Here is a 24,610-nt window from a genome sequence, read left to right as displayed (position 1 = left end):
AGGACGATACCACTGCAGGCATGGCGGTCCGGGTGCCATGCCCTTCGGTGTTTGCTGTGCTGTTGTGTTGAAGCAACAGATACTGATTATTTCTGGCTCGGTCCTTCAAACAAACGCCGCCGGGCGTTGCCCAGATGAAAGCGCATGGCTTCAGCCGCGTCTACGGAGGAGCCTTTCTGAATAGCGGTCATGATTTCGCGGTGTTCGATCTGTACCAATTCGCGCCATACCCGTTCGCGTTCCAGCGACAGATTCAAGGCCAGGCGCATGCCTACGCGCATCTGCTCGATGATCATTTCCAGAGCGGTGACAAAAAATACATTCTGCGAGGCGCGGGCGACCATCAGGTGGAACTGCAAATCGTGTTCGACGAAGCCGATGTTGTCGTCGGCCTTGCGAGTCAGCTCCATGGCCTCGAAGGCCGCATGAATTTCTTCCATGTCGCGTGTGCTGCGCAGGTCAGCGGCCATGCCAGCGCTGGCCGATTCCAGGGCAATCCGGAAGGCAAAGCAACGCTGCACGTCGGCAATGCTTTCAATAGGGGCGAAGCGTTTGATATTGCGATCCGGTCGGCGCAGCACATAGCTGCCCGATCCGCGGCGCGAGGCGATCAGCCCATCCAGACGCAAACGCGAGAGGGCTTCACGTACGGTCGGGCGCGACACGCCATAGTTCTGCGCCAGTTCGGTTTCAGTGGGCAGGCGAGCACTTTCCGGATAGAGGCCGCTGGACATGGATTCGATGATTCCCGCGTAGACGGTATCGACCCGATTGCCTGCTGCGGCTTTCAATTTTTTGTCCGGCTGGGTGTCAGCCATGTGAATACCTCCTGAAAGTGGGCGCATTCTGCCTTACATCTTGGGGAAGTTGTAAGGCCATTCTTTGTGATTCTAAAAAAATAGGCCAAGCATTTGATCTATAACGAATTTGCACGGGTTAACCCGAAGGTTTTTGACTAGGGCTTACCCGTATTTGTATGACAGCTTTTCTGTGGCAAGCAGGGTTTTTGTGAGTTGGTGGGCTGAAGAGCCGCTCCGGGCTTGCGTCTTCAGGCATGTGCCTTGTAGAAGACCGCCCAGAGCGGCTCTTCAGGCAGTGTCTGGGTTCGTGTGCATTCAGCGCCTCAAGGTTTGTCGTTATTTGGAGGCCGATTGATTCGGCCCGTAACCAGTTGCAAGTGCATGGATGTAGGGCCGACTTCAGTCGGCCATTCACGCGCGGCGTGCGACTGAAGTCGCACCTACGTTTCAAACCGAAGTTGGGCCGAATCAATAGTCCTTGCCGTGGTCCCTCGGCTTGGGCATAGTCCCGCCCCAGTCCCCAGTCCCCAGTCCCCAGTCCCCAGTCCCCAATATGCTGCCTTCCATTGCTCACCGTCTTGCCGCCGAACTCGGCGCCCAGCCCCGTCAGATCATTGCCGCCATTGAATTGCTCGATGGCGGCGCCACCGTGCCCTTCATCGCGCGCTACCGCAAGGAAGTTACCGAGGGTCTGGACGATACGCAGCTGCGCAATCTGGAAGAGCGTCTGGGCTATCTGCGTGAGCTGGAGGATCGCCGCGCGGCGGTGCTGGCCAGCATCGAAGAGCAGGGCAAGCTGACGCCGCAACTGCGCCATGACATCGAACACGCCGAGGCCAAGCAGCGCCTCGAAGACTTGTATCTGCCTTACAAGCAGAAGCGCCGCACCAAAGCGCAGATCGCCCGCGAAGCCGGCATCGAGCCGCTGGCCGATGCGCTGCTCACCGATCCGACGCTGAAACCGGAAGACGCGGCCGCAGCCTATTTGAATGCCGACGCCGGTTTTGCCGACGCCAAGGCCGTGCTGGACGGTGCGCGTCAGATCCTGATGGAGCGCTTCGCCGAGAACGCCGCGCTGGTTGGCAGCTTGCGTGAATACGTCAGCGAACATGGCGTGGTCCGCGTCGAAGTTGCCGAGGGCAAGGAAAACGATCAGGAAGCGGCCAAGTTTCGCGACTATTTCAAGTACAGCGAAAAGCTCGGCAACATCCCCTCGCACCGTGCGCTGGCGCTGTTCCGCGGGCGTAACGAAGAATTCCTGCGCGTCAAACTGGCGCTGGACACCGATCCCGAAGACGGCACGCGCAGCCCGGAACCCAATCCTTGCGAGCGCAAGATTCTGGTCGCCGCGGGCATTCGTGATCAGGGCCGCGCCGCAGACAAGTGGCTGGTCGACACGGCGCGCTGGACCTGGAGCGTGAAGCTAGCGCTGTCGATGGATCTGGACCTGATGGGCAAGCTGCGCGAACGCGCCGAGGAAGAGGCGATCCGCGTCTTCGCCCAGAATCTGAAGGCCTTGCTGCTCGCTGCGCCGGCTGGCCCGCGCGTGACCATGGGTCTGGACCCCGGCATCCGTACCGGCGTGAAAGTGGCCGTGGTGGATGCCACCGGCAAACTGCTCGACACCGCCACGATCTACCCGCACGAGCCGCGCAAGGATTGGGATGGCTCGCTGCACGCGCTCGCCAAGCTGGTCGAGAAACATGGCGTGCAACTCATCGCCATCGGTAACGGCACGGCCAGTCGCGAGACCGACAAGCTGGCGGGCGAGGTGATCAAGCGCACCGCGCCAGCGAAGGTGACGAGCATTGTTGTGTCCGAAGCCGGAGCCTCGGTGTACTCGGCCTCCGAGCTTGCCGCCAAGGAATTCCCGGAGCTGGACGTGAGCCTGCGCGGCGCGGTATCCATTGCCCGTCGCCTGCAGGACCCGCTGGCTGAATTGGTGAAGATCGAGCCGAAAGCCATCGGCGTTGGTCAGTACCAGCACGATCTGAACCAGAGCAAGCTCGCCAAATCGCTGGATGCGGTGGTCGAGGATTGCGTGAACGCCGTGGGCGTGGATGTGAATACCGCCTCGGTCGCGTTGCTCACGCGCATTTCGGGCCTCAACACCACGCTGGCGCAGAACATCGTGGCGCACCGCGATGCCAACGGTGCCTTTGCCAGTCGGGCGGCGCTGAAGAAAGTGCCGCGTCTGGGCGACAAGACTTTCGAGCAGTGCGCGGGTTTCCTGCGTGTGAACGATGGCAGCAATCCGCTGGATCGCTCCTCCGTTCACCCGGAAGCCTATCCGGTGGTCGAGAAGATTCTGGCCGACGTGCAGAAGAAAGCACGCGAGCTGATCGGTGATTCAGCCACGCTGAAGAATCTGGATGCGAAGAAATACACCGACGAGCGTTTCGGCTTGCCGACCGTGCAGGACATCCTGCTGGAGCTGGACAAGCCCGGTCGTGATCCGCGGCCCGAGTTCAAGACCGCGTCCTTCCGCGAAGGCGTCGAGGCAATCAAGGATCTGGAGCCCGGCATGCTGCTTGAAGGCGTGGTGACCAACGTCACCAATTTTGGCGCTTTCGTGGATATCGGCGTGCATCAGGATGGCCTGGTCCATGTCTCCGCAATTGCCAACCGCTTCATCAAAGACCCGGCCGAAGTCGTCAAGGCCGGCGACATCGTCAAGGTGAAGGTGGTCGAGATCGATCTGGCGCGCAAACGCATCGCGCTGACGATGCGCTTGTCCGACGAGGCCGTCCGCAAACCCAATACGGACGCGGATTCGCGAGGCAATGCTCCAAGAGGCAAGCCAGCTGCGGCTCCCCGGGCAGCTGAAAAGGCGCCGGCCAACAATGCTTTCGCGGCGGCGCTTGCCAGGGCGAAACGTTGAGCCGTTTGCGGTGGCAGGCCTGAGCTGAAGCCGCTCCGAAAGGCGGGGCACGCCGTTTGGAATAATTCACAAGCGTTGAACCTAGAAACCGCAGTTGACCGCTTCTATTCGCTGGCAAGTCCGCATGAGCACTCAGCTTCGTCCACACGACAACCCTCACCATTGGGGTGAGAACGCTACACACCCGATTGAGCCACGCTGCCGCACGTTGGCGGCGTTGCTTCTCCTTGCGGGCAAAGGCCCGCTGCGTCGGCGCGCCTTGCCAACGCACCGCATCACGGCCCACTCGGGCGCGTCCAACTACGGTTTCTAGGTTGAAGCAGCGCGCCTGGCATTGTTCGCGAATACTCGCGAGCAATGCTGCGCTTGCGCCCGGGTGAATCAGGCTGCGCTGAATATCTTCCGCATGATGGCCTCCGGTCTATGCTGAAAGCAGAGGTTTTCATCCTGCACGGAGGCCATCATGCGCAAGATCCTGCTCGCCGTTGACGGTTCGGAACAATCCCATAATGCCGTTCGCTTTGCCATCAATTTCTGTCGCGATCATGGCGCGCTCGAAATTCATTTGCTCACTGTCGAGCCCAAGCCTGAAGCCTGGCAGACCCACGGCATGGAGCCCGAGGTGATCAAGGCGCACCTCAAGGCTCACTGTCATGCCGTTCAGCAATCGGCTCAAGCCTTGCTCAAGGATGCCGGACTGAGTGCGCAGGCCCATTTCCGTGAGGGCGACGTGGCTCAGACCATCGTGATTGAAGCAGACCGCCTTGCGTGCGATGCCATCGTGATCGGCTCGCGCGGGCTCGGCGCTTTTGCCGGAATTGCGCTCGGCTCCGTCACTCGCAAGGTGCTGCACTTGGCCAATTGCCCGGTGGTGTGCGTGAAATAGTGCCGGGCTGTCAAGCCGGGCTGTTTCTGTGGAGAAAGCACGGACGAAAAAAAACCGGGGTCTCGCGACACCCGGCTTAAAGACTTGCTGTGAGGTAAAGCTTAGATGCAGTTCAGGCTGATGCTGCTGATCTTCATGGTTACGCTTGATTCCGTCCGGAATGCGATGAAGGATCCGCCTGTGAAGCCGCTTGTTGCATAGTTCAGAGGAAAACTGAGAGTTTGCGCGGTGATAGTGTTTGCGGCCGTGTTGTAGAAGCGTGATGACGAGCCATGCACTGAATTGCCGCCTGAGTCGGTGTTGTTGTCGACCATGATTTGAAATTTCTTGGTCGTAGTTCCAATGCCGGTTTCAGGAATGACAACCTTGAGCGTGCATGCCTTGTTGTTGATGCTGAACATCCCACCTGGCGTTGTGGTAGCCGTGGTGACCGTTGATGCCAGCGCTCCGAACGACATGATTGTGCTGGGCGGAATGGTGATTACTCCGTTGGCGTCAACCGTGACACTGCTTGCACTGGTATTCAGAACAAAGACCGGCTTTTCAACACCTTCAACCGTTGCCTTGGCGTAACCCGTCGTAAAGAGGCTTGTGTTGGTCGGAATTGCATAGTCAGCGCTCGACCATGCGCTCAATACCGGCGCTGGCAGCGTCGTCGTTCCACCCGAAGACGAGCTCGATGAGGAGCTGCTCGACGAAGCGCCACCAGACGAGCTGGAACTGCTCGAAGAGCTGCCGCTATACACATTCGTTTCGTAGCAGCTGTTGCTGGAGAGTGTGTCGGTGGATGTGCCCAGCACCGCATTCAGGCCGATACGTCCTGCGCCGGCGTTGATCTCGATATTGCGACGCGCTTGTGCTGCACAGACGGCGCTGTAGGTGTAAGGCACCGTCCAGGCAATGTCGGCGGCAGGAAGCTCGGAAATGCATTTGGTTTGGAGCTTCATGGCGGCGTCGACGCTGACCGGGCCTGCGAAAGGCCAGGCTTTGCCGTCTTCGGTGTCGCTGATGAAGTAATTGCCCGCGGTGCGGAATCCCGTCCCCGCCTTGCCACCGATGATCTTGCCACACAGTTCAGAGGCTTTAAGCCCGGTGAAAAGGTGGAAGTTGTTCTCGGAGAATACTGATGCGTTGTAGCGTACGTCCAGACCACCTGCAAACTGGTGGCCGTAGGTTGGCGTATTGCTGGTGCCCTGCATCAGGTTGTTGAAGGTGTGCAGTTGGCCAAAGCGGATCAGTGGGTGACGCGAGGCAACGCCGCTCCACCACAAGCCCGTGAAGGTGGTGTGCAGGCGATCCTGATCGCTCCAGGCGCGGCCTGAATCCCCATTGCCGACCAGCGTGAGTTTGCCGTGGTCACCAAAGAAAGTGTTGGAAAGGGTGACGTAATCGGAGCCACGCACAATGTCCAGCGCGCCGTCGTGACGGGTGTCGCTGGCCATGCTGTCCGGGGTGTCGCCGTCAGTGATGCTCAGGTGATCGATCCAGATATTCTGGGCGCGCGACAGGGTGACGCCATCGGCGTAACCGTTGCCGGAGTCTTCCGGATCAACGTCCCAGGGCGTATCGATCTTCAGGTTGCGCACGATGACGTTGCGCGTCCAGGTGGGATACAGATCGCCATCATTGCCGGCGGCGATCCAGGCCTTGAAGCCAGCCTCAGGGTCGTCTGTGCCGGAGCCCAGTTCGCCGCCAATCAGGATCGATGTGCCGGTGATGCGTGCCGGATTGCCACTGGCATCGTTGATGCCGACTAGCGTGGTATTCGACGGAATGCTGATCGAACCACCGAATTTCTGGTCGGTGTAGCTGATGTATTCCTTGAAGACGGTGTTGTTGGCGCTGTAGCGCAGGTCGATGTGACCCACGACGCGAACGATCTTCGGCTCCAGGCCGCCTTCGTTCAGTGCGGCAGTCAGCTGCTGGCCGTTATAAACCGTGTAGATGCGGTTGGCGGCGGCGTTGCGGCCACCGGTTACGACGACCTTGCTGTGTGTGATGCTTGGCGAAGTGCCGCTGCTGCGCACGTAGTTGTGCCAGCCGACATCCGGTGCAACATCGCATTCAAGGCTGCTCAGCACACCATTGCTAGGATCAGTTGTGGCGAACTGCCAGGCCGGCATGGCGGGGGCGGCAATGTATTTGTAACCGTACTTGCCATCAATTGCCTGGAAGGGCAGGATTTTCGGGTTGGTGACGCCCTTGCTTTCCCGGTAGTAATCGGCAGTCTGCATTGGTGTGCTGGTGCCGGTGTAGCTGGCCGCATCTGTGGCACTCAGCGTGATCGCCGGGCAGGTGCCTGCGCTGCCGCCGCCCGAAGAGCTTGAGCTGCTTGAAGAAGAGCTGCCCGCAGTCGTTCCACCGCTGTCTGATCCGCCGCTACTGCCGCCACCACCGCCACCGCAGGCGCTAAGGATGCTTACGGCCGCCACGATGGCGGCCAGACTTGAATTTCGCACTACGGACATTTCTGACTCCTCCTGAAAACCTGCTGATGTATGCCTTGGCTTGGTTCTGCGACCAAGTTTTGCTTATGGCTCTATAAGATATTCTCTTACAAACTGAGGTCTATTGGTACCGGAAACATTTGTTTTTGGCGGTTTTGACGATCTCTTCCTGTGAGGCGTGTCGGGGCTCATGCCTTGCTGTGTGCGTTGGGCGCTGCTGAGTTCAGGCGATATTAGCGATTGGAAGAGGGGCATTTTGGCTGGCGCGGATGTTGTGTGCGTGCAACAGATCAGCTGCTTGCGCTCACGGCTGCGTGCTGCGGACTGCGGACTGAGTAAAGAGGCATGCCTAGGAGCCGCTCGGGGCATGTGTCTGCGGGACGGGGCGTTGGAGAGGCTTGCTGGATGCGGATCTCGAGCAGGCTTTCCGTTAGCCGCAGTGCTGGAGCTTGTCGCGCCACGGCGGAGGTGGCAGGGTGGGCGTTATCATTGGGGCGCTTCCCGATTGCTCCTGATCCCGATATGAACAAACCCGCGCGCGTTCCGCCCACCCTGAATGGCGTCAGCCCGAGCTGCATTGCACTGCCGGCGGGGGCCTGGCGCAGTATTGTGGATTTTCTGTGCGAGCGTTTTCCAGATGTCGCGCCGGCCGAGTGGGCGGCGCGCATGGCAGCGGGCGCGGTGGTCGATGAGTGTGGCCGTCACGTCAGCGCGTCGAGTCCGTTTCAGGCGGGTTTGCGTGTTTACTATTACCGCTCGTTGGCCGATGAGGCGCCGATTCCGTTTGAGGAAAGTGTGCTGTTTCAGGATGACTGGCTGGTGGTGGCGGATAAGCCGCATTTCCTGCCGGTGATGCCGAGCGGGCGGTATGTGCAGGAGACCTTGCTGGTGCGCCTCAAGCGCCGACTCGGCATTGATACGCTGAGCCCGATTCATCGCATCGACCGCGAAACGGCCGGGCTGGTGGTTTTTGCGGTACAGCCTGCGACGCGTGGCGCCTATCAGACGCTGTTTGCGGACAAGGCGGTGAGCAAGGAGTACGAGGCCATCGCGCCATATCGCCAGGATCTGAGCCTGCCCCGCATTCATCGCAGCCGGTTGGAAGAGGATTCCTGCTTCATGCAGATGCATGAGGTAAGCGGTGAGCCGAATACCGAAACGCGCATCGAGCTGATTGAGCAGTCTGGCGGCCTGGCGCGTTGCCGCCTGAGCCCGGTCACCGGCCGCAAACATCAGTTGCGTGCGCACTGCGCGTCGCTGGGCATGCCGATCCTGCATGACCGGATTTATCCCGCCTTGCTGGCCGAGAATACCGATGATTGCGCGCGCCCTTTGCAGTTGCTGGCGCGGACGCTGAGCTTTCGCGATCCGCTGAGCGGGGCTTTGCGCAGTTTCGCGAGTGAGCGCAGCCTGATGAGCCTTGAGGCAGCGAGCCGCTTGCAGCAAGGCTCTGCGGGTGGGGTGGCTGGATAGGCGCGTCCATATTGGCTGTGCGGCATGGCTGTCTGGAGAGGGCCTCTGGGCGCGGCTTTTCGGGCTAGCCTCTGAAAGTCGCAAGTCGCAAGTCGCAAGTCGCAAGTCGCGTGTAGGGGCGCTGCTTGCTGCGCCCGCTTGCCGCCCGCCCAAGATGTCTTCGTGTGGCATGCAGCGTCAGGAGGGGGCGAGCAGGCCCGATTGGCGTGAATGCGCACCCTCTCCCCCAGCCCCTCTCCCCTGAAGGGCGAGGGGAGCAACCCGGCCCGCTCGCGCCAGCGAAACCATGCCTCCACGCAACAAATCCCGCGCTGCGCAAATACCAAGCCGCGCCGCCTGTGGTTTAATCCCGGCCCATGAGCGAGGAATTCCGGATCGTTGCCCTTGTTGGCAAATACCAGAGCGCGGACGTGGCTGAGGCCTTGTCGCGCATGGCTGCGTTTTTGCATGGCCGGGGCCTGGAAGTCTGGCTGGAGGCGAAGACGGCCGAGTCCGTCGGGCATGCCGGTCCGGTGCGGGTGCGTTGTTTTGACGAGATCGGCGAGGGCGCAGATCTGGTCATCGTGATGGGCGGCGATGGCACCATGCTGACGACCGCACGCGCGCTGGCGGGCCACAATCTGCCGCTGATTGGCGTGAATCAGGGGCGTCTGGGCTTTCTGACCGATGTGTCGCACGACGAGATGCTGGTGCGCGTTGGCGAGATCCTTGACGGACAGTATCTGCGCGAGCGCCGCGCCTTGCTTGAAGCCGAAGTCTGGCGCGATGGCGCGCTGGTGTTTTCCAATATGGCGCTGAACGACATCGTGCTCTCGCGCGGTGAAATCGGCCGCATGATCGAATTCGAACTGCATGTGGATGGTGAGTACATCTATTCGCAACGTTCGGATGGCATGATCGTCGCCACCCCGACCGGCTCCACCGCCTATGCGCTTTCGGCCAATGGCCCGATTCTGCATCCGCGTCTGGCCGGCATTGTGCTGGTGCCGCTGTGCCCGCATGCGCTGACATATCGTCCGCTGGCGCTAGCGCAGGAAAGCACGGTCGAGCTGGTTGTGCTCGGCGAACGCGATGCGGTGGTGCATTGCGATGGCCAGACCCTGTTCGAGGTGCGCGCCGGCGACCGTCTGCGGGTCGTGCGTTCGCAGCAAGGCGTGACCCTGCTGCACCCCGAGGGCTACAGTTATTTTGCCGTGCTGCGTGAGAAGCTGCACTGGAGTGCGCTGCCGCACATGGCCTGAGTTTTCTGGTTCCTGCCGATTCTTTCCCCCGATTACCGTCTAAAGAATTGAACCCATGCTGCTGCGTTTGCTGATTCAGGATTTTGTACTGGTCGACCGGATCGAACTGGATTTTCGCGCCGGTTTTGGCGCGCTCACCGGCGAGACGGGTGCGGGCAAATCCATCCTGCTCGGCGCCTTATCCTTGCTGCTGGGCGAGCGTGCCGAGGGCAGCGTGGTGCGTACCGGTTGCGACAAGGCCGATCTGGTCGCTGAATTTGAAATCGCAGCTGATTCGCCCGCGACTGCCTGGCTGTTGGCCAATGATCTGTCCGCCGATGAAGGCGTGTTGCTGCTGCGCCGTGTGGTCGATGCCGGCGGGCGTTCGCGTGCTTACATCAATGGCATGCCGGCGACCGCAACTCAGCTGCGCGAACTGGGCGACTTCCTCGCCGATATTCACGGCCAGCACGCGCATCAAGCGCTGCTGCGCGCGGATGCGCAGCGTGATCTGGTGGATAGCCACGCCGGTTTGCGTCCTTTGGCGAAGGAAGTCGGCGCGCTGTATCGCGATTGGCAGGCCGCACGGCGTGCGCGTGAAGAAGCCGAGAAGGGCGCCGAGGCGCTGCTGCACGAGCGCGATCTGCTCGCCCATCAGGTCAAGGAATTGCAGAATCTGGGCTTCAATGCCGCCGACTGGGAGGCGCTGAATACCGAGCACGCCCGTCTGGCGCATGCCGCGTCCCTGCTTGAAGGCGCCGAGATGGCGCTCGAGGCGATCAGCGAAGGGCAGGCGCCGTTGGGGGCCGAGGCGGAGCGCATCGCGGCCAGGCTTTCCGAATTGAGCAGCTACGACAGCAGTCTGGGCGAAATCGCCGAGCTGCTTTCCGACGCGGCCATCCGTCTGGACGAAGCCGGCCACGCGCTGCGCCGTTATCGTGATCGCGTCGATCTCGATCCGGCGCGTTTGAACGAGGCCGAGCAGCGCATCGAGGCGGTGGTCAGCCTGGCGCGTAAATACCGCGTGCAGCCGGATGGCCTGGCTGAACTGCTGAGCGAATCCGTGACGCGTCTGGAAAATCTGACCCAGCTCGCCGATCCGGCCGCGCTGCAAGCTCGCGAAGCCGCCGCTCACAAAGCCTTCACGGCTCAAGCGCAAGCGCTTTCCGCTGGCCGCACGCAAGCCGCACAAGCGCTGGGCGCCGCGGTGACGAACGCCATGCAGGAACTGGCGATGGCTGGCGGGCGTTTCGAAATTGCCTTGCAGCCGGAGCCGGACGGTTCCGCAGTCGGCTTCGAGCGCATCGAATTCCAGGTTGCGGCCAATCCGAACCAGCCCTTGCGGCCCTTGGCCAAGGTCGCCTCGGGTGGTGAGCTGTCACGCATCGGCCTGTCGATCCAGGTGATCACCTCCGAATCGCAATCCACCCCGACCCTGATCTTCGACGAAGTCGATTCCGGTATCGGCGGCAGCGTGGCCGAGATCGTCGGCCGGCGTCTGCGAGAGCTCGGCAGCAAGCGTCAGGTGCTGTGCGTGACGCACTTGCCGCAGGTGGCTGCGCAGGCCAACTGGCAGTGGCGTGTGCTCAAGGAAACCAACGACGGCGCGACCCGCTCGCGCCTGATGGATCTGGACGAAGCCGGGCGCATCGAAGAAATTGCCCGCATGTTGGGCGGCGTCAACATCACCGGCACGACGCGCACGCATGCTGCGGAGCTGTTGGGCGTGAAGCAGGGTTGATGCGGCAATCGCGATCAAGCGCGCCCGGCGCTGCTTCGCGATACTGACGCCTCCGCTGACTCAAACATTGATGGATTCTCATGACCCAGAGCCTCACCCATCTGCAAGAAATTCCCCTGTGGCCTGACGTGCCGCCCGGTTCGGCGGGTGTGCAGCTCACCGAAACCATCGAGGAGCGCAGCCCGGATGTGGCGGCCTTTATGGATCGGGCGATCACCGGTATCAGCCGGCCGGCCCTGACGGCTTATGTGCCGGCCCGACCTAATGGCACGAGCGTCGTGTTGGCGCCCGGTGGCGGCTACATCCGCGTGGTGCTGGACAAGGAAGGTATCGAGATCGCCGAGTGGCTGAACACCTTTGGCATCACTGTTTTCATCCTCAAATACCGTCTGCCCGGCGAAGGCCATGCCTCGCGTTCTGATGTCCCACTCCAGGATGCGCAGCGCGCGCTGCGACTGGTGCGCGCGAATGCCGCTGCCTGGAGACTGGCTCCAGACAAGGTCGGCGCGATGGGCTGCTCGGCGGGCGGCCATGTGATTGGCGCTCTGGCTACCCTCTTTGCAAAGTCAGTGTACAAGCCGGTCGACGCGGTGGATGCGGTATCGGCCCGACCGGATTTCGTCTCGCTGCTGTATCCGGTGATCACCATGGATGTGCGTTGGGCGCATCCGGGTTCGCGCGAGAAATTATTGGGCGACAATCCATCCGAGGCGCTGGTCAAGGCTTGGTCCTGCGAAGAGCAGGTCGGCCCGGACATGCCGCCGTGCTTCATCTGCCATGCGGCCGATGATGCGTCGGTGCCGGTGGAGAATGCCGTGAATTTTTACAATCGCCTGCATCACCAGCGCATCCCGGCGGCACTGCATGTGTTTGAAAGCGGCGGTCACGGCCACGGCATTCGCCTTGCCAAAGGCAAGCCGGTGGAGCGCTGGACCGAACTGTTTGCTGACTGGCTGCGCGTGCGCGGCTATCGGACTATCACCCCGGAGGAGTGCCTGGCATGACCATCGAACAGGATGTAGAAAAAATGGCTTTGCAGGAAGAACGCCTGCAGTTCGCGAACTTCGATGCGGATACCGCCTGGGCGCTGGGCTGTGCGCTGCGCGAAGCGGCGATCAAGCGAGGCTACAAGATCGCCATCGAGGTGCGTCAGATGGGATTTCCGCTGTTCTACAGCGCGCTGCCCGGCAGCTCGCCGGATAACGCCGACTGGCTGCGGCGCAAGCGCAATGTGGTCGAGCGCTTTCACAAAGCCTCCTACGCCATTGGCCACAACCTGCTGCAGCGCGGCCTGACGATTACCGAGCGTTACGGCATCGCGCTGGCGGATTTCGCCGCGGCCGGTGGCGGCTTCCCGATCCGCGTGCGCGGCACGGGCGTGGTGGGCTTTGTCGGTGTGTCCGGCCTGGCGCAGCGCGATGACCACGGTTTCATCGTCGAAGTGCTGGCGCAGATGCTGGGCGAATCCGTTGCGGAACTCGCTTTGGGCGAAGAGTAGCGCGCATGCGCATTACGCTGGTTCATCCTGCCGGCTTCAATTTTGTTCCCGGCCAGCCGGATTTCACCGTGCTGGCCAATCGCATGGCGCCCATCGGGGTGCTGCAGCTCGCTTCATGGCTGGAACGACACGGCCACCCCACGGCCGTGCATGATTGCCTGGGCCCCAGGGCGCCGCGCGGAGCCCAGGCGAACGTGGATCAGATTCTTGCTACGCAGCCCGAGCTGATCGGCTTCTCGGCCACCACTTCGGGCTTCATGGATGCGGTGGACATGGCGGCGCTGATTCGCAGTTGTGCGCCGCAGATCAGGATCGCCTTTGGTAACGTGCACGCCTCGTCCATCGGTGCGCCGCTGCTGGGGCACTTTCCCGAGATCGATTATCTGTGCATCGGTGAGGGCGAGGGCGCCATGCTCGACTTGGCCAATGGCCTGGCGCAGAAGGATATCGGCAACCTCGTCTGGCGTGAAGGCGAGCACATCGTCACCAACCCGCGCCGGGATCGCATTCAGGATCTGGATGAGTTGCCTTTTCCCGCCTGGGAAAAACTCGAGGGCTTTCCGGCCGGCTATCACTTGCCCTTGTTCGGCTACGTGAAGCGTTGGGGCGCGACGATGATGACCTCGCGCGGCTGTCCCTACACCTGTTCGTTTTGCGAGCGCACGGTGTTCGAGCGCATGTACAAGGTCAATTCGCCGGCCTACATCTACGCGCACATGAAACACCTGCGCGACAGTTTCGGTGTGCGTCACATCAATCTGTACGACGACCTGTTTTCGGCGCAGAAAAACCGCGTTACGGAACTGTGCCAGCTGCTGATCGACAAGCCGCTGGGCATCAGCTTCAACTGCGCGATCCGCACCGGCCACACCTCGGATGAGATGCTGCGTCTGCTCAAGGCGGCGGGTGCGGTGATGGTGTCGATGGGCGTCGAATCGGCCTACCCTGCGATGATGGCGCGCCACAAGGCCGGCGTGAGCCTTGAGGCTGTGCGTGAGACGGTCGAAAAGATCCACGCCGCTGGCTTGCGCGCCAAGGGCTTGTTCATCTTCGGCCTGCCCGGCGAGACGCCGGAAACCTTCAGGACCACCAGTGATTTCATCCTGTCACTGGATCTGGATGACATGGCCATGACCAAGTTCAGCCCGCTTTACGGTGCGCCGCTGTGGGATGAATGTGCGAGCGGGCAGGAAGGCGATCTGATCGAAGACTGGCGCCTGATGAATTGTCTGAATTTTGTTTTCAAGCCGAGCGGCTTCGCATCACGGGACGAAATGGATGCGCTCTACAACTGGCATATCCGCCGTTTTTACCAGAGTACTGCCTATCGCCAGCGCTTCGCCAAACGCCTGTGGCAGCACCGCTGGAGCCTGTGGCATCTGATCACGCATCTGCCGAAAGTGTTTCAGGCCGTGCATTACTTCCACGCCAACAAGGCCGAGCTGGAACGCATGAAGACCGATTTCCAGCTCCATCCGCGCCAGCCCTTGGGCTTGCACGCTTCGCTCTCTGCCGAACTGAAGGCTGATGCCGTCGCCGCGATTGCGCCGGAGGGGATCAAGGTTTTACGGCGGGTGGCGGTTTAGGCGGCAAGTCGCATTCGCAAGTCGCAAGTCGCAAGTCGCAAGTCGCAAGTCGCAAGTCGCAAGTCGCAAGTCGCAATTTTAGTGGGCTGCCTGAAGAGCCGCGCGTGGATTGGTTGTGCGGGTAGGGTCGTGTGAGAGTGAGACTGCGGGCGGCTGTGCGGGCATCCGGATTTGATCTGCAGATTCTGCGGCATTCGATCAAGGGTGAATCTTCTTTTTTCGAGAAAAATTGCCAAGCAGCTTATCGACACCTCCGCTGATGTATGTCCTGAAACCGCCGGTCAGGTGTAAGACGGATTCCTACAAAATACATTCACAAGGAAGAGGGTCTCTGTTACTTTTCGCCACCGGAGTGCCAACTAAGTCACACTTTTTGGTGTTCCGGTGACAATAAGAAGACGTGACGCCAAGTTCATCAAGGATGTCCGGAGACAAGTAGCAAAACGCACAATCCATTCGTGCGTTGCTGGATTCGGGTGGTTGGAACAGTTCGGCTGCCAACCGCCCGATCAGCTAAAGCCAGTCGTCATTGAAGCCAAAATACATCCTCCCAGCTGCGTTTCGCTTCTGTGTTACTCCCCGAATACTACCCGCCACAAGGCTTGCACTGGTATGCGTGCGGCGTCCAGGCTGCCATCCAGCACCCGGCTCTTGAGTTGATTCAGGCGCTGGCCGTGCTGAGCATGGCGCATGGTGCGGTAGGCGTTGGCACTGCCCGTGGCCAGATCTTCGGGGATCAGACCCGCCGCTGCGGCGCGGCCGAGCAGGGCGATGTTGCCCTTGTTTTCGGTCAGCTCCGGATGGGCATGGGCGTGGGCCAGGACCAGGAACTGGACGATGAATTCCACGTCGATCAGGCCACCCGCATCGTGCTTGAGCTCGAAACCTTCGCCCTTGTTGGCGAAGGAGTCGCGCATCTTGTGGCGCATCGCCAGTACTTCGCTGCGCAGTTTCTCAATGTCGCGGGCTTCGGCCAACAGGCTGCTGCGCAGGGCTTCGAATTTCGCGCCGACCTCAGCGTTGCCGGCGCAAAAACGCGCGCGAGTCAGGGCTTGCAGTTCCCACACCCAGGCGTCATTGCGCTGGTACTGCTCGAAGGCTTCCAGCGAGACGACGATCAGGCCGGATTCGCCATTCGGGCGCAGGCGCATGTCAGTTTCGAAAAGGTGGCCGGCGGCGGTGCGGCTGTCCAGCCAGGTGTTGATTCGCTGGGCCATGCGGGCATAAACCACCTGGCATTCCGGGTCGGGATCGTCGTGCACGAAGACCAGATCCAGATCGGACGCGTAGCCCAGTTCCTTGCCGCCAAGTTTGCCGTAGCCGAGGATGGCGAAGCGGTGTTCGGGGGCGTGGCGCTTGGCCCGGCGCCAGTTCAGCCTCAGGGTTTCGGCAAGGATGGCGTCGGCCAGGGCGGAAAGATGATCGGATAAATGCTCGACGCTGAGTCCGCCGGCCAGATCCTGATTGAGCAGGCGGAAGAGCTGGGCATGGTGGGATTCACGCATCACGTCCATCTGGCGTTCGACGTCATCGCCCAGATCGTCCATGACGCCGGCGAGCTGGCCGGCAAAGGCGCTCCAGTCCGGTTGCACGGTGAGCTGGCGACCGTCCAGCAATTCATCGAGCAGCAGCGGGTGGCGCGTCACATAGCTGGCCGCGAGGCTGGAGCTGGAAACCAGTTCGACCACGCGCGCCAGGGCCTGCGGATATTGCTGCAGCAGGGCCAGATAGGCCGCGCGGCGGCAGATGGCTTCGAGCAGCTCGATCATGCGCGCCAGGGTTTCGTCTGGATTGGTGCGCACGGCGGCGAGTTCGAGGATGCGCGGCATCAGCGCATCGAGCCGGTTGCGGGCATCTTCGCCCATGCTGCGCAGACGCGCGCTGTTGTGAAAGGCTTCGAGGCGGGCGGCGCTTTCGTGCGGATGACGGTAACCCAGCTCGCCCAGACAGTCGCAGGTCGGCCCGCCCTGGCAGGCGCCTTGCCAGACCGGTTCAAGCGGATGCTCCTGCGCCACCGGGTCGGCGAAGACTTCATCGAAATTTTGACCGACCCGCTGGCGATGCGCGTCCAACTTGGCTTGCAGAGCAGGGGCGTCGGAGAAGCCCATGGAGTGCGCCAGACGCAGCATATCCTCTGCAGAATCAGGCAGGCTGTGGGTCTGCGCGTCATCCAGATATTGAATGCGGTGTTCCAGACGGCGCAGGAAGTCGTAGGCGCTGGCCAGATCTGCGACAACTTCGGCGCTGAGCTGGCCGCGCTCGACCAGCGCATCGAGCACGCGCAGGGTCGGGCGGATGCGCAGACCCTGATCGCCACCGCCGCGAATCAGCTGGAAAACCTGGGCGATGAATTCGATTTCGCGGATGCCGCCAGGGCCGAGCTTGATGTTGTTGCCCATCTCGCGCCGGGTGACTTCGCGGCGGATCTGCGCGTGCAGATCGCGCATGGCATTGATGGCGCCAAAGTCCAGATACTTGCGGAAGATGAAGGGCCGGGCGATGGCCTTCAGTTCCTCGTGATGCGTGCCGGTGAGCGGGCGGGCCTTGATCCAGGCATAGCGTTCCCATTCGCGGCCCTGGGTGATGAAGTAGTTCTCCAGCATGTCGAAATTGGCCACCAGCGGGCCGGAGTCGCCGTTCGGGCGCAGGCGCATGTCGACGCGGAAAACGTAGCCATCGCCGGTCAGCTCGGAGATTGCGCCAATCATTGCGCGGCCCAGACGGTTGAAGAATTCGAAATTGCCGATGGGCCGTGCGCCGTCCGTCTCGCCGTCTTCCGGATAGGCAAAGATCAGGTCGATGTCCGACGAAACATTCAGTTCGCCGCCGCCCAGCTTGCCCATGCCGATCACGATCAGTTCCTGCAGCTCGCCAGTGGCGTTGCGTGGCAGTCCGTGGCGGATCGCCAGATGGGCGCTGAGGACGCGCTGGGCGGTGCTGACGGCGACTTCGGCCAGTAGCGTCATCGCGCCGGTGACTTCCGCCAGCGGGGCGAGGCCGGCCAGATCGCGAACCATGACCTGCGCGGCGACCCAGGATTTGAGTTGGCGCAGGCGCGGGCCGAGCGTGCTTTCGTCGAGCGGGCTCTCCGCCAGGAACGAATCCAGGTCCGCGCGCGTCAACGCATGCTCAAGGCTGCTGGCGAGGCGTTCAGGCAGCCAGGCGCGGGCACTGAGCAGACTGCGGAGGTAGCGGCTGTGGGAGCTGGCGGCGTCGATCAGGGCTTGGCTTGAGGTCATGGCAGGCATCGTGTGGAAGTTTTAAAGGGTTTTACCGCAAAGGATGGATACGATGCAAAGGTTCTCAAAGGGAGGTGTGCTGCAGACCCGCTACTGGCGGACGTCTTCAGGCAGGCTTGCTGTAGATCGAAGCGGGATGCGGCTCTTCAGGCCACGCTTGTTTCAAATGGCTTTCTTTGATTTTCTTCTGCGGCGTTTCGCGCTGTCACGGCATTTGCCTGTGATCTGTCGCCCATGGGTTAAAATCACCACCGACTTCATCATGCCGCCTTGCTGCGCGCCGCGTCCAGCCCTTCATGGCCGACATCCCGACTGATTCCCATAAATCGCCGACTTGGCGTACCCGCCTGGCGGCAGCCCTGCATTGGCGCAGCCTCGTGCGCCTGCCGCTGCATCTGCCGCGTCTGGCCTGGCGTTTTCTGTGGCTGGGTTTTTTCGTGCTGGCCATTGGCTTCTTGCTCCTGCGTTATGTTGCTGCGCCGCAGATTGCCGAGCAGCGGGAGCGAATCGAGCAGGCGCTGTCGCAACAATTGGGTCTGAAGGTGCAGATCGCGGCACTGGATGCGAACTGGCAAGGCTTGCGCCCGGAGTTGTCGATTCGTGGTCTGAAAATTTTTGATCACGAGAATCGTGTGGCGCTGGAGTTGCCGCAGATTGAGGCTTCGATGGCCTGGTCTTCCTTGTTCTACCGGAGTTTGCGTTTGTACCGGCTGGAGGTCATCAAGCCTGAACTGGATCTCCGGCGTCTGGCGGATGGGCGGATTTTCATCGCGGGCCTGCACATCAATAGCGGTGGCGCTGATTCCGGTATGGGCGATCTGGTGCTGGGCCAGCGTCAGGTGGTGATTCGCGATGCACGCCTGGTGTGGACTGATGAGCAGCGGGATGCGCCGCCGCTGGCGCTTGATCAGGTTAGCTTCCGTCTGGAAAATTCTGGTGATTCGCACCGCTTTGCCTTGCTGGCCAGTCCTCCGGCAGCCTATTCGGCCAATCTGGATGTGCGCGGCGATCTGTATGGCAGTGGCTTCAAGGATCTGGCTGATTGGCGGGGCAGCATTTACCTGTCGCTGGACGAGGCCGATCTGGCGGTGTGGCAGAAATGGCTGGACTATCCGCTGGCCTTGCCGCGTGGGCGAGGCGGGATACGCACCTGGCTCAGTTTCGATGGCAAACATCTGGAAAGCCTGACGGCGGATGTAGCGCTGGCGGATGTGGCGTTGCGTTTTGGCAAGGAGTTGCCGCAGCTGGATCTGGCGTCCTTGCAGGGGCGCGTGACGCTGAACGCCCGCGAAGATGAAATCAATTTCGCGGCCGAGCGCCTGAGTCTGGCAACGCAGGACGGCCTGCGCGTCGGGCCGACACGGATCGGCTTCCGGTATCTGATGGCCGATGACCAACGTCCGGCGCAGGGCAGTTTCTCCTCCGGCGAGCTGGATGTGCGCGTGCTTTCGCAGCTGTCGGCCTATCTGCCATTGCCGGCGGATTCAGCCAGGCGTCTGGTTGAGGCGGCGCCGAGCGGGCGCATTGTGGATTGCAAGCTGACCTGGGAGGGGCCGGCGGAGAAGATCGAACATTTCGAGTTGAGTGCGCGTGCCGAGGCGCTGAGCTTGCAGCCGGTGGGGAGCTTCCCCGGCTTTACGGGCCTGTCTGTGCAGGTCACGGGCACCGAGCGCAAGGGTGAATTCAAGCTGGGCGTGAAAGATGGCGCACTGAGCGTGCCGACTGCATTGACCGAAAGCATGCTATTGACCCGACTGGATCTGGCCGGCGGCTGGTCCTACGAGAAGCCCAAGGGCAGTGCGCAGGAGGCGCTGACCGTGAAAATTGCCAGCGGCCGCGTCGTTAATCCGCACACCAGCGCCGATGTTTCGGGCTACTGGCAGGCGCGGGCCGCAGGGCCGGGCTATCTGGATATACATGCACAGGCCAAGCGCGCGCAGCTGGATGCGGTGTGGCGCTACATCCCGAAAATGCCCGGAGATTATGTGGAGAATTGGCTGCATGAATCTTTGACCGCTGGGCGCGGCGAAGATCTGCGTTTTCAGCTGACGGGCGATCTGACGCAATTCCCTTTTCATAAGAGCCCGGGCGCTTTCCGTCTGGAAGGCAAGCTGGTTGATGCGACGCTGGAAACCTTTGCGCCGGGCTGGCCGGGGGCTACGGCCATTCAGGGCAGCCTGGTGCTGGATCGGCAGCGCCTGACCATTCGTGCTGACAAGGCACGCTACCAGAACGTGCCTTTGCGTGCAGTGAAGGTTGAGATTCCCGACCTGATGGATGAAGGCAAGCAAGTGCTGACCGTCGATGGCAAGGCCAGCGGTGCGACCACTGATTTCCTGCATTACGTGAATGCCAGCCCATTGGAGAAAATCGCCGGCAGTTTTACGCGTGAGTTGCGTGCCAGCGGTAACGGCAATCTCGATTTGCATATTGAGGTGCCTTTGCACGATGCACTGCACACCCGCGTCAAGGGCGATTACCGCTTTGCCGGCAATACGCTGCGCCTGATCCCGGCACTGCCGGAATTCAGCGAGGCAACGGGGATACTGGGTTTTACTGAGAAGGGCGTGAGTTTGCCGGGCGCGGATGCGACTTTCCTCGGCAAACGCGTGCGCGCAACTGGTGTCACTGAAGCCGACGGCAGCTTGCGTTTTGATGGTCAGGGTGCGATTACGATGGCTGGCCTGCGCAAGCTGGCGCCGAACCCCGCCTGGGATCATTTGAGCGGCGAGACGGCAGTGACGACGCTGATTCGCGTGCGCCACAATCTGGTTGACGTGAGCGTGGACAGCAATCTGGTCGGTGTGATCAGCGAACTGCCTCCGCCCATGGTCAAGGATGTTGCCGAGCGCTGGCCGCTGCATTTCAACGTGCGCGCCGAGTCGCGCGATGGCAGTCCGGAGAGCAGCAATACTTGGCGGGTGAAGCTGGATCAGCGTGTCGATGTCGCCTGGGGCGAGTCGTGCAGTGACAAACAATGCACGCTGACGCGCGGCGCGGTGGCTGTGGGCGAAGATGCCGTGCTGCCGGCACAGGGCTGGCGGGTTTCAGGCATTGTCAAAGCTGTGAATGCAGAGCAATGGCAGCCTGTCATCGAAGACATGCTGGCTGGTTTTGGGGCGGGCTCGGGCGGGATGGCTGGCGAATTGGCGGTGGCTGTGCAGGTTGCCGATCTGCGGGTAGCTGGGCATCGCTTCCGTGATGTCAATGGCAAGGCTTTGCGTCGCGACGGTAACTGGACTTTGCGCCTGGACGGCCCTGATCTGGCGGGTGATCTGAGCTGGAGTGAGGCCGGCAATGGCAGTTTGCGCGCACGTCTGTCGCAGTTGTCCTTGCAGCCGGTGGTAGGTGGTTTTGAGCCAGTCCCTGCGCTAGTGACGGCCGAGGGCCGACGACCCCTGCGCCAGCCTCCGGCTCTGGATGTAGTCGCCGAGCATTTCCGTTTGCGCAGCATGGATCTGGGCAAATTGTCCTTGCAGGCCGTGAGTGATGACAAACGCTGGCAACTCAAGAATATCAGCCTCACTGCGCCGGATATGGTGATTACGGGTTCGGGCGTCTGGCAGCGCAACGCGGGTACGCGGCTGGATTTCAAGCTTTCCAGCGAGGATGCGGGCAGCATGCTCGGGCGTTTTGGTCAGGAAAATGCACTGCGCAAGGGCGCGGTGGACTTTGAGGGCAATCTGGCCTGGGCAGGCCTGCCCACTACCCTGCATTACCCGTCCATGAACGGGGCGCTCAAGCTCAAGGCCAGCGATGGCCAGTTCCGCAAGATGGAACCGGGCGCCGGACGCTTGATCGGTATTCTCAGTTTGCAATCCTTGCCGCGCCGGATCTCGCTGGATTTTCGCGATGTGTTTTCAGAAGGGTTTGCCTTCGACAGCATTACCGGTGACATGCGCGTGGAAGCCGGCGTGCTGAATACCGGCGATCTGGAAGTGCGCGGACCTGCGGCCAAGGTGTTCCTTACGGGGAGCGCGGATCTGGCGCATGAAACGCTGGACATGCATGTGCGCGTGCAACCCACGCTGTCCGAGACTGTCGCCATCGGTGTAATCGTGGGTCAGGCCGCTGTCGGGATTCTGAATCCGGCGGTCGGCGCTGCGGTCTATCTGGGGCAGAAGCTGCTGCGCGATCCGGTCGAAAAGATTTTTGGCTATGACTACGCGGTGACCGGTGCCTGGGCTGATCCGAAAGTAGAGAAAGTGGGAAGTAAATTGTCTGTGCCGGCCGCTTCGGAGCCTGCCGTGGATTTGAGTGCGCCACGATGAACGCGCCGATTTGCAAGCTCGCAGCGGTGCAGCTGATTGCCGGCCCGGATGTGGCGAGCAACTTGATCGAGGCTGCGCGCCTGATCGCCGAGGCCGCCACACAGGGCGCCCAACTGGTGCTCTTGCCCGAATATTTTGCCTGCATTTCGGCGGATGAAACGGCCAAGATCGGTTTGCGCGAGGCGCCGGGCCATGGCCCGATTCAGGCTTTCCTGAGCGAAGCCGCACGCCGTTACTCTGTCTGGCTGATCGGTGGCACGCTGCCCTTGCAAGCCTCTGATGATCTGCATGTGCTCAATACCTGTCTGGTCTTCAACCCGCAGGGCGAGCAGGTCGCGCGCTACGACAAGATTCACCTCTTCGGCTTCAAGCGTGGAGCCGAGTCTTACGACGAAGCGCGCACCATCGAGGCGGGCCACAAGGTGGTGACGTTTGATGGCCCCTGCGGCCGCGTCGGTTTGTCGGTTTGCTACGACTTGCGTTTCCCGGAACTGTACCGGCGTATGGGTGCGGTAGATCTGATCGTTGTGCCCGCTGCATTCACTGCTACGACAGGCCGCGCTCATTGGGAGGTTCTGCTGCGCGCCCGTGCCATCGAAAATCAATGCTATGTGCTGGCCAGCGGGCAGGGCGGCACGCATCCGTCCGGCCGCCAGACTTGGGGTCACAGCATGTTGATCGACCCCTGGGGCGAGATCGTCGCCAGTCTGGGCGCCGGGGCGGGCGTTGTGTGTGGGCACTTCGATCCGCAAAGAATTGCCAGCGTGCGCGAAAGCCTGCCGGCCCTTAAACACCGAATTTTTGACTGATTACAGGAAGCACCCTTCGCATGAGCCTCACCGCATCGCACTCCGCCCTCGATACCGCCAGCCAGATCCTGCTGGCGCCCTATGGCCTGAGCAACAGCTCGCTGGACAAGACCTTGGGCAGCCTGCTCGGTCACGATCTGACTTACGCCGATCTGTATTTCCAGTATCAGCGCACCGAGAGCTGGAGCCTGGAGGAGGGGATCGTCAAATCCGGCAGTTTCAACATCGAGCAGGGCGTTGGTGTGCGCGCGATTGCCGGCGAACGCACGGCTTTTGCCTATTCGGATGACATCAGTGCGGCGGCGCTGCAGGAAGCTGCGCTGACCGTGCGCTCGATTGCCGCACAGGGTCAGGCGCGGCGCGCCAAGGTCAAGGCTCGGGCGCAACCGCAGGCTTTGTATGCGGCCGTCGATCCTCTGCCTTCGCTGCAAGATGCGGCCAAGATTGCGCTGCTGGAGCGCCTCGAACAATTCGCACGTCAGGAAGATCCACGTGTGCTGCAGGCCATGGCCTCGCTCGCCGCTTCGTGGGATGTGGTACTGGTGGCGCGCAGCGATGGCGTGCTGGCCGCCGATGTGCGCCCCTTGGTGCGCCTGTCGTTGACGGTGATTCTGGAAGACGGCGGGCGTCGCGAGCAGGGCTCGTCCGGTGGTGGCGGACGCAGCGACTACGGCATGTTCACGGATGCCGTGCTGCGCGATTACGCCAAGCGCGCGGTGCATCAGGCCAGCATCAATCTGGCTGCCAAACCGGCTCCGGCCGGTACGATGACGGTGGTGCTGGGCAATGGCTGGCCTGGCATCCTCTTGCACGAGGCCATTGGCCACGGCCTGGAAGGCGACTTCAACCGCAAGGGCAGTTCGGCTTTCGCCGGACGCATTGGCCAGCGTGTCGCGGCCAAGGGCGTCACTGTGGTTGATGACGGCACGCTCGCTGGCCGGCGCGGTTCACTGACCATCGATGACGAAGGCAATCCGACCCGCTGCACCACGCTGATAGAAGATGGCATTCTCGTCGGCTACATGCAGGACATGCACAACGCCGGCCTGATGGGCGTGACACCGACGGGCAATGGCCGGCGCGAATCTTTTGCGCATCTGCCCATGCCGCGCATGACCAATACCATCATGCAGGCCGGCGACAAGGATCCGGCCGAGATCATCGCCTCGGTGACGCATGGCCTGTACGCCGCGAATTTCGGCGGCGGGCAGGTCGACATCACCAGCGGCAAGTTCGTCTTCTCGGCGGCCGAGGCCTACATGATCGAGAACGGCAAGATCACTTACCCGGTCAAGGGCGCAACCCTGATCGGCAACGGTCCGGACGTGCTGAACCGGGTCAGCATGATCGGCAACGATCTGGCGCTGGATCCCGGTGTGGGCACCTGCGGCAAGGATGGCCAGAGCGTGCCGGTCGGCGTCGGCCAGCCGACCCTGCGGATTGATGGACTGACGGTGGGCGGGACGGGTTGAGGCGTTACGCACAGGACTGAGCAATGAGTGCTGAGGACTGAGTAGCTGGAGAGCCGCGCGGGACGGACTTCTTCGGAGGTCTGTCTTGCGCAGGCATATCTGGCGGACTTGTACTGGCATGTGCTTTGTAGATCAACGCGCAGAGCGGCTCTTCAGCTGGCAGATGTCGATGAGCTTCGCCGCCCGTCGGAATGGGAGGGACACAAACAGTTCGCCGCGCTTTGCCCTTAAAATGCTGTCTGGCCGCTCGTGTGGGCGGCCTCGTCTTTTTTGAAAAAGGGGTTTTG

Annotated in this window: 14 protein-coding genes; 11 read left to right on the top strand and 3 right to left on the bottom strand. The window is 61.6% G+C overall.

From position 1 onward, the window contains the following. Window positions 1-86 precede the first annotated feature (86 nt). On the bottom strand, window positions 87-818 hold the full coding sequence (locus ABXR19_RS00840) for a FadR/GntR family transcriptional regulator (protein ID WP_354599174.1): 732 nt from the start codon (window positions 816-818) through the stop codon (window positions 87-89). A gap of 535 nt (window positions 819-1,353) precedes the next feature. Here ABXR19_RS00840 and ABXR19_RS00835 point away from each other — a divergent pair. Both ABXR19_RS00835 and ABXR19_RS00830 read left to right on the top strand, forming a co-directional pair. Then, window positions 1,354-3,681: a Tex family protein gene (locus ABXR19_RS00835; protein ID WP_354599173.1), complete on the top strand. Its 2,328-nt coding sequence runs from the start codon at window positions 1,354-1,356 to the stop codon at window positions 3,679-3,681. Between the two features lie 463 nt (window positions 3,682-4,144). Further along, window positions 4,145-4,567 (top strand): universal stress protein, encoded by a 423-nt coding sequence (locus ABXR19_RS00830; RefSeq protein WP_354599172.1) that lies wholly within the window; start codon window positions 4,145-4,147, stop codon window positions 4,565-4,567. A gap of 101 nt (window positions 4,568-4,668) precedes the next feature. Here the strand turns inward: ABXR19_RS00830 and ABXR19_RS00825 are convergent, their stop codons facing one another. Then, a complete protein-coding gene (locus ABXR19_RS00825; protein ID WP_354599171.1) occupies window positions 4,669-7,035 on the bottom strand; it encodes a pectate lyase family protein in 2,367 nt (788 codons plus the stop codon). Window positions 7,036-7,536: 501 nt separating this feature from the next. Here ABXR19_RS00825 and ABXR19_RS00820 point away from each other — a divergent pair. The 6 genes from ABXR19_RS00820 to ABXR19_RS00795 all read left to right on the top strand — a co-directional run bounded on the left by ABXR19_RS00820 (window position 7,537) and on the right by ABXR19_RS00795 (window position 14,532). Next, window positions 7,537-8,487: an RluA family pseudouridine synthase gene (locus ABXR19_RS00820; RefSeq protein ID WP_354599170.1), complete on the top strand. Its 951-nt coding sequence runs from the start codon at window positions 7,537-7,539 to the stop codon at window positions 8,485-8,487. A gap of 356 nt (window positions 8,488-8,843) precedes the next feature. After that, on the top strand, window positions 8,844-9,728 hold the full coding sequence (locus ABXR19_RS00815) for an NAD kinase (protein ID WP_354599169.1): 885 nt from the start codon (window positions 8,844-8,846) through the stop codon (window positions 9,726-9,728). A gap of 55 nt (window positions 9,729-9,783) precedes the next feature. Next, window positions 9,784-11,448, top strand: coding sequence for a DNA repair protein RecN (gene recN / locus ABXR19_RS00810; RefSeq protein WP_354599168.1), 1,665 nt, complete (start codon window positions 9,784-9,786; stop codon window positions 11,446-11,448). Between the two features lie 80 nt (window positions 11,449-11,528). Further along, window positions 11,529-12,452 (top strand): alpha/beta hydrolase, encoded by a 924-nt coding sequence (locus tag ABXR19_RS00805; RefSeq protein WP_354599167.1) that lies wholly within the window; start codon window positions 11,529-11,531, stop codon window positions 12,450-12,452. Then, entirely contained in the window at window positions 12,449-12,946 is a 498-nt protein-coding gene (locus tag ABXR19_RS00800; protein ID WP_354599166.1) for a heme-degrading domain-containing protein, read from the top strand. Before ABXR19_RS00805 ends, ABXR19_RS00800 begins: the two co-directional genes overlap by 4 nt. A 5-nt stretch (window positions 12,947-12,951) precedes the next feature. After that, a complete protein-coding gene (locus ABXR19_RS00795) occupies window positions 12,952-14,532 on the top strand; it encodes a B12-binding domain-containing radical SAM protein (RefSeq protein WP_354599165.1) in 1,581 nt (526 codons plus the stop codon). Window positions 14,533-15,104: 572 nt separating this feature from the next. Here the strand turns inward: ABXR19_RS00795 and glnE are convergent. Next, on the bottom strand, window positions 15,105-17,771 hold the full coding sequence (glnE, locus tag ABXR19_RS00790) for a bifunctional [glutamate--ammonia ligase]-adenylyl-L-tyrosine phosphorylase/[glutamate--ammonia-ligase] adenylyltransferase (RefSeq protein WP_354599164.1): 2,667 nt from the start codon (window positions 17,769-17,771) through the stop codon (window positions 15,105-15,107). Window positions 17,772-18,067: 296 nt separating this feature from the next. Between glnE and ABXR19_RS00785 the strand changes: the two genes are divergently transcribed. Genes ABXR19_RS00785 through tldD form a run of 3 tightly spaced genes read left to right on the top strand, consistent with a single transcriptional unit; the run spans window position 18,068 to window position 24,323 of the window. Then, window positions 18,068-22,042: a YhdP family protein gene (locus ABXR19_RS00785; RefSeq protein ID WP_354599163.1), complete on the top strand. Its 3,975-nt coding sequence runs from the start codon at window positions 18,068-18,070 to the stop codon at window positions 22,040-22,042. Continuing rightward, a complete protein-coding gene (locus ABXR19_RS00780) occupies window positions 22,039-22,851 on the top strand; it encodes a carbon-nitrogen hydrolase family protein (protein WP_354599162.1) in 813 nt (270 codons plus the stop codon). The genes ABXR19_RS00785 and ABXR19_RS00780 overlap by 4 nt, the downstream gene beginning before the upstream one ends. A 20-nt stretch (window positions 22,852-22,871) precedes the next feature. Next, window positions 22,872-24,323: a metalloprotease TldD gene (gene tldD, locus ABXR19_RS00775; RefSeq protein ID WP_354599161.1), complete on the top strand. Its 1,452-nt coding sequence runs from the start codon at window positions 22,872-22,874 to the stop codon at window positions 24,321-24,323. The last annotated feature ends 287 nt before the right edge of the window (window positions 24,324-24,610 follow it).

The organism is Uliginosibacterium flavum, from assembly GCF_040566545.1.
Lineage (GTDB): Bacteria > Pseudomonadota > Gammaproteobacteria > Burkholderiales > Rhodocyclaceae > Uliginosibacterium > Uliginosibacterium flavum.
This window is presented reverse-complemented; position numbering and strand designations above follow the sequence as displayed.

Excerpts from the sequence above, each read along its gene's own strand:
- ABXR19_RS00840 (WP_354599174.1), bottom strand. The coding sequence starts at position 818 with ATGGCTGACACCCAGCCGGACAAAAAATTGAAAGCCGCAGCAGGCAAT.
- ABXR19_RS00835 (WP_354599173.1), top strand. The coding sequence starts at position 1,354 with ATGCTGCCTTCCATTGCTCACCGTCTTGCCGCCGAACTCGGCGCCCAG.
- ABXR19_RS00830 (WP_354599172.1), top strand. The coding sequence starts at position 4,145 with ATGCGCAAGATCCTGCTCGCCGTTGACGGTTCGGAACAATCCCATAAT.
- ABXR19_RS00825 (WP_354599171.1), bottom strand. The coding sequence starts at position 7,035 with ATGTCCGTAGTGCGAAATTCAAGTCTGGCCGCCATCGTGGCGGCCGTA.
- ABXR19_RS00820 (WP_354599170.1), top strand. The coding sequence starts at position 7,537 with ATGAACAAACCCGCGCGCGTTCCGCCCACCCTGAATGGCGTCAGCCCG.
- ABXR19_RS00815 (WP_354599169.1), top strand. The coding sequence starts at position 8,844 with ATGAGCGAGGAATTCCGGATCGTTGCCCTTGTTGGCAAATACCAGAGC.
- recN (WP_354599168.1), top strand. The coding sequence starts at position 9,784 with ATGCTGCTGCGTTTGCTGATTCAGGATTTTGTACTGGTCGACCGGATC.
- ABXR19_RS00805 (WP_354599167.1), top strand. The coding sequence starts at position 11,529 with ATGACCCAGAGCCTCACCCATCTGCAAGAAATTCCCCTGTGGCCTGAC.
- ABXR19_RS00800 (WP_354599166.1), top strand. The coding sequence starts at position 12,449 with ATGACCATCGAACAGGATGTAGAAAAAATGGCTTTGCAGGAAGAACGC.
- ABXR19_RS00795 (WP_354599165.1), top strand. The coding sequence starts at position 12,952 with ATGCGCATTACGCTGGTTCATCCTGCCGGCTTCAATTTTGTTCCCGGC.
- glnE (WP_354599164.1), bottom strand. The coding sequence starts at position 17,771 with ATGACCTCAAGCCAAGCCCTGATCGACGCCGCCAGCTCCCACAGCCGC.
- ABXR19_RS00785 (WP_354599163.1), top strand. The coding sequence starts at position 18,068 with ATGGCCGACATCCCGACTGATTCCCATAAATCGCCGACTTGGCGTACC.
- ABXR19_RS00780 (WP_354599162.1), top strand. The coding sequence starts at position 22,039 with ATGAACGCGCCGATTTGCAAGCTCGCAGCGGTGCAGCTGATTGCCGGC.
- tldD (WP_354599161.1), top strand. The coding sequence starts at position 22,872 with ATGAGCCTCACCGCATCGCACTCCGCCCTCGATACCGCCAGCCAGATC.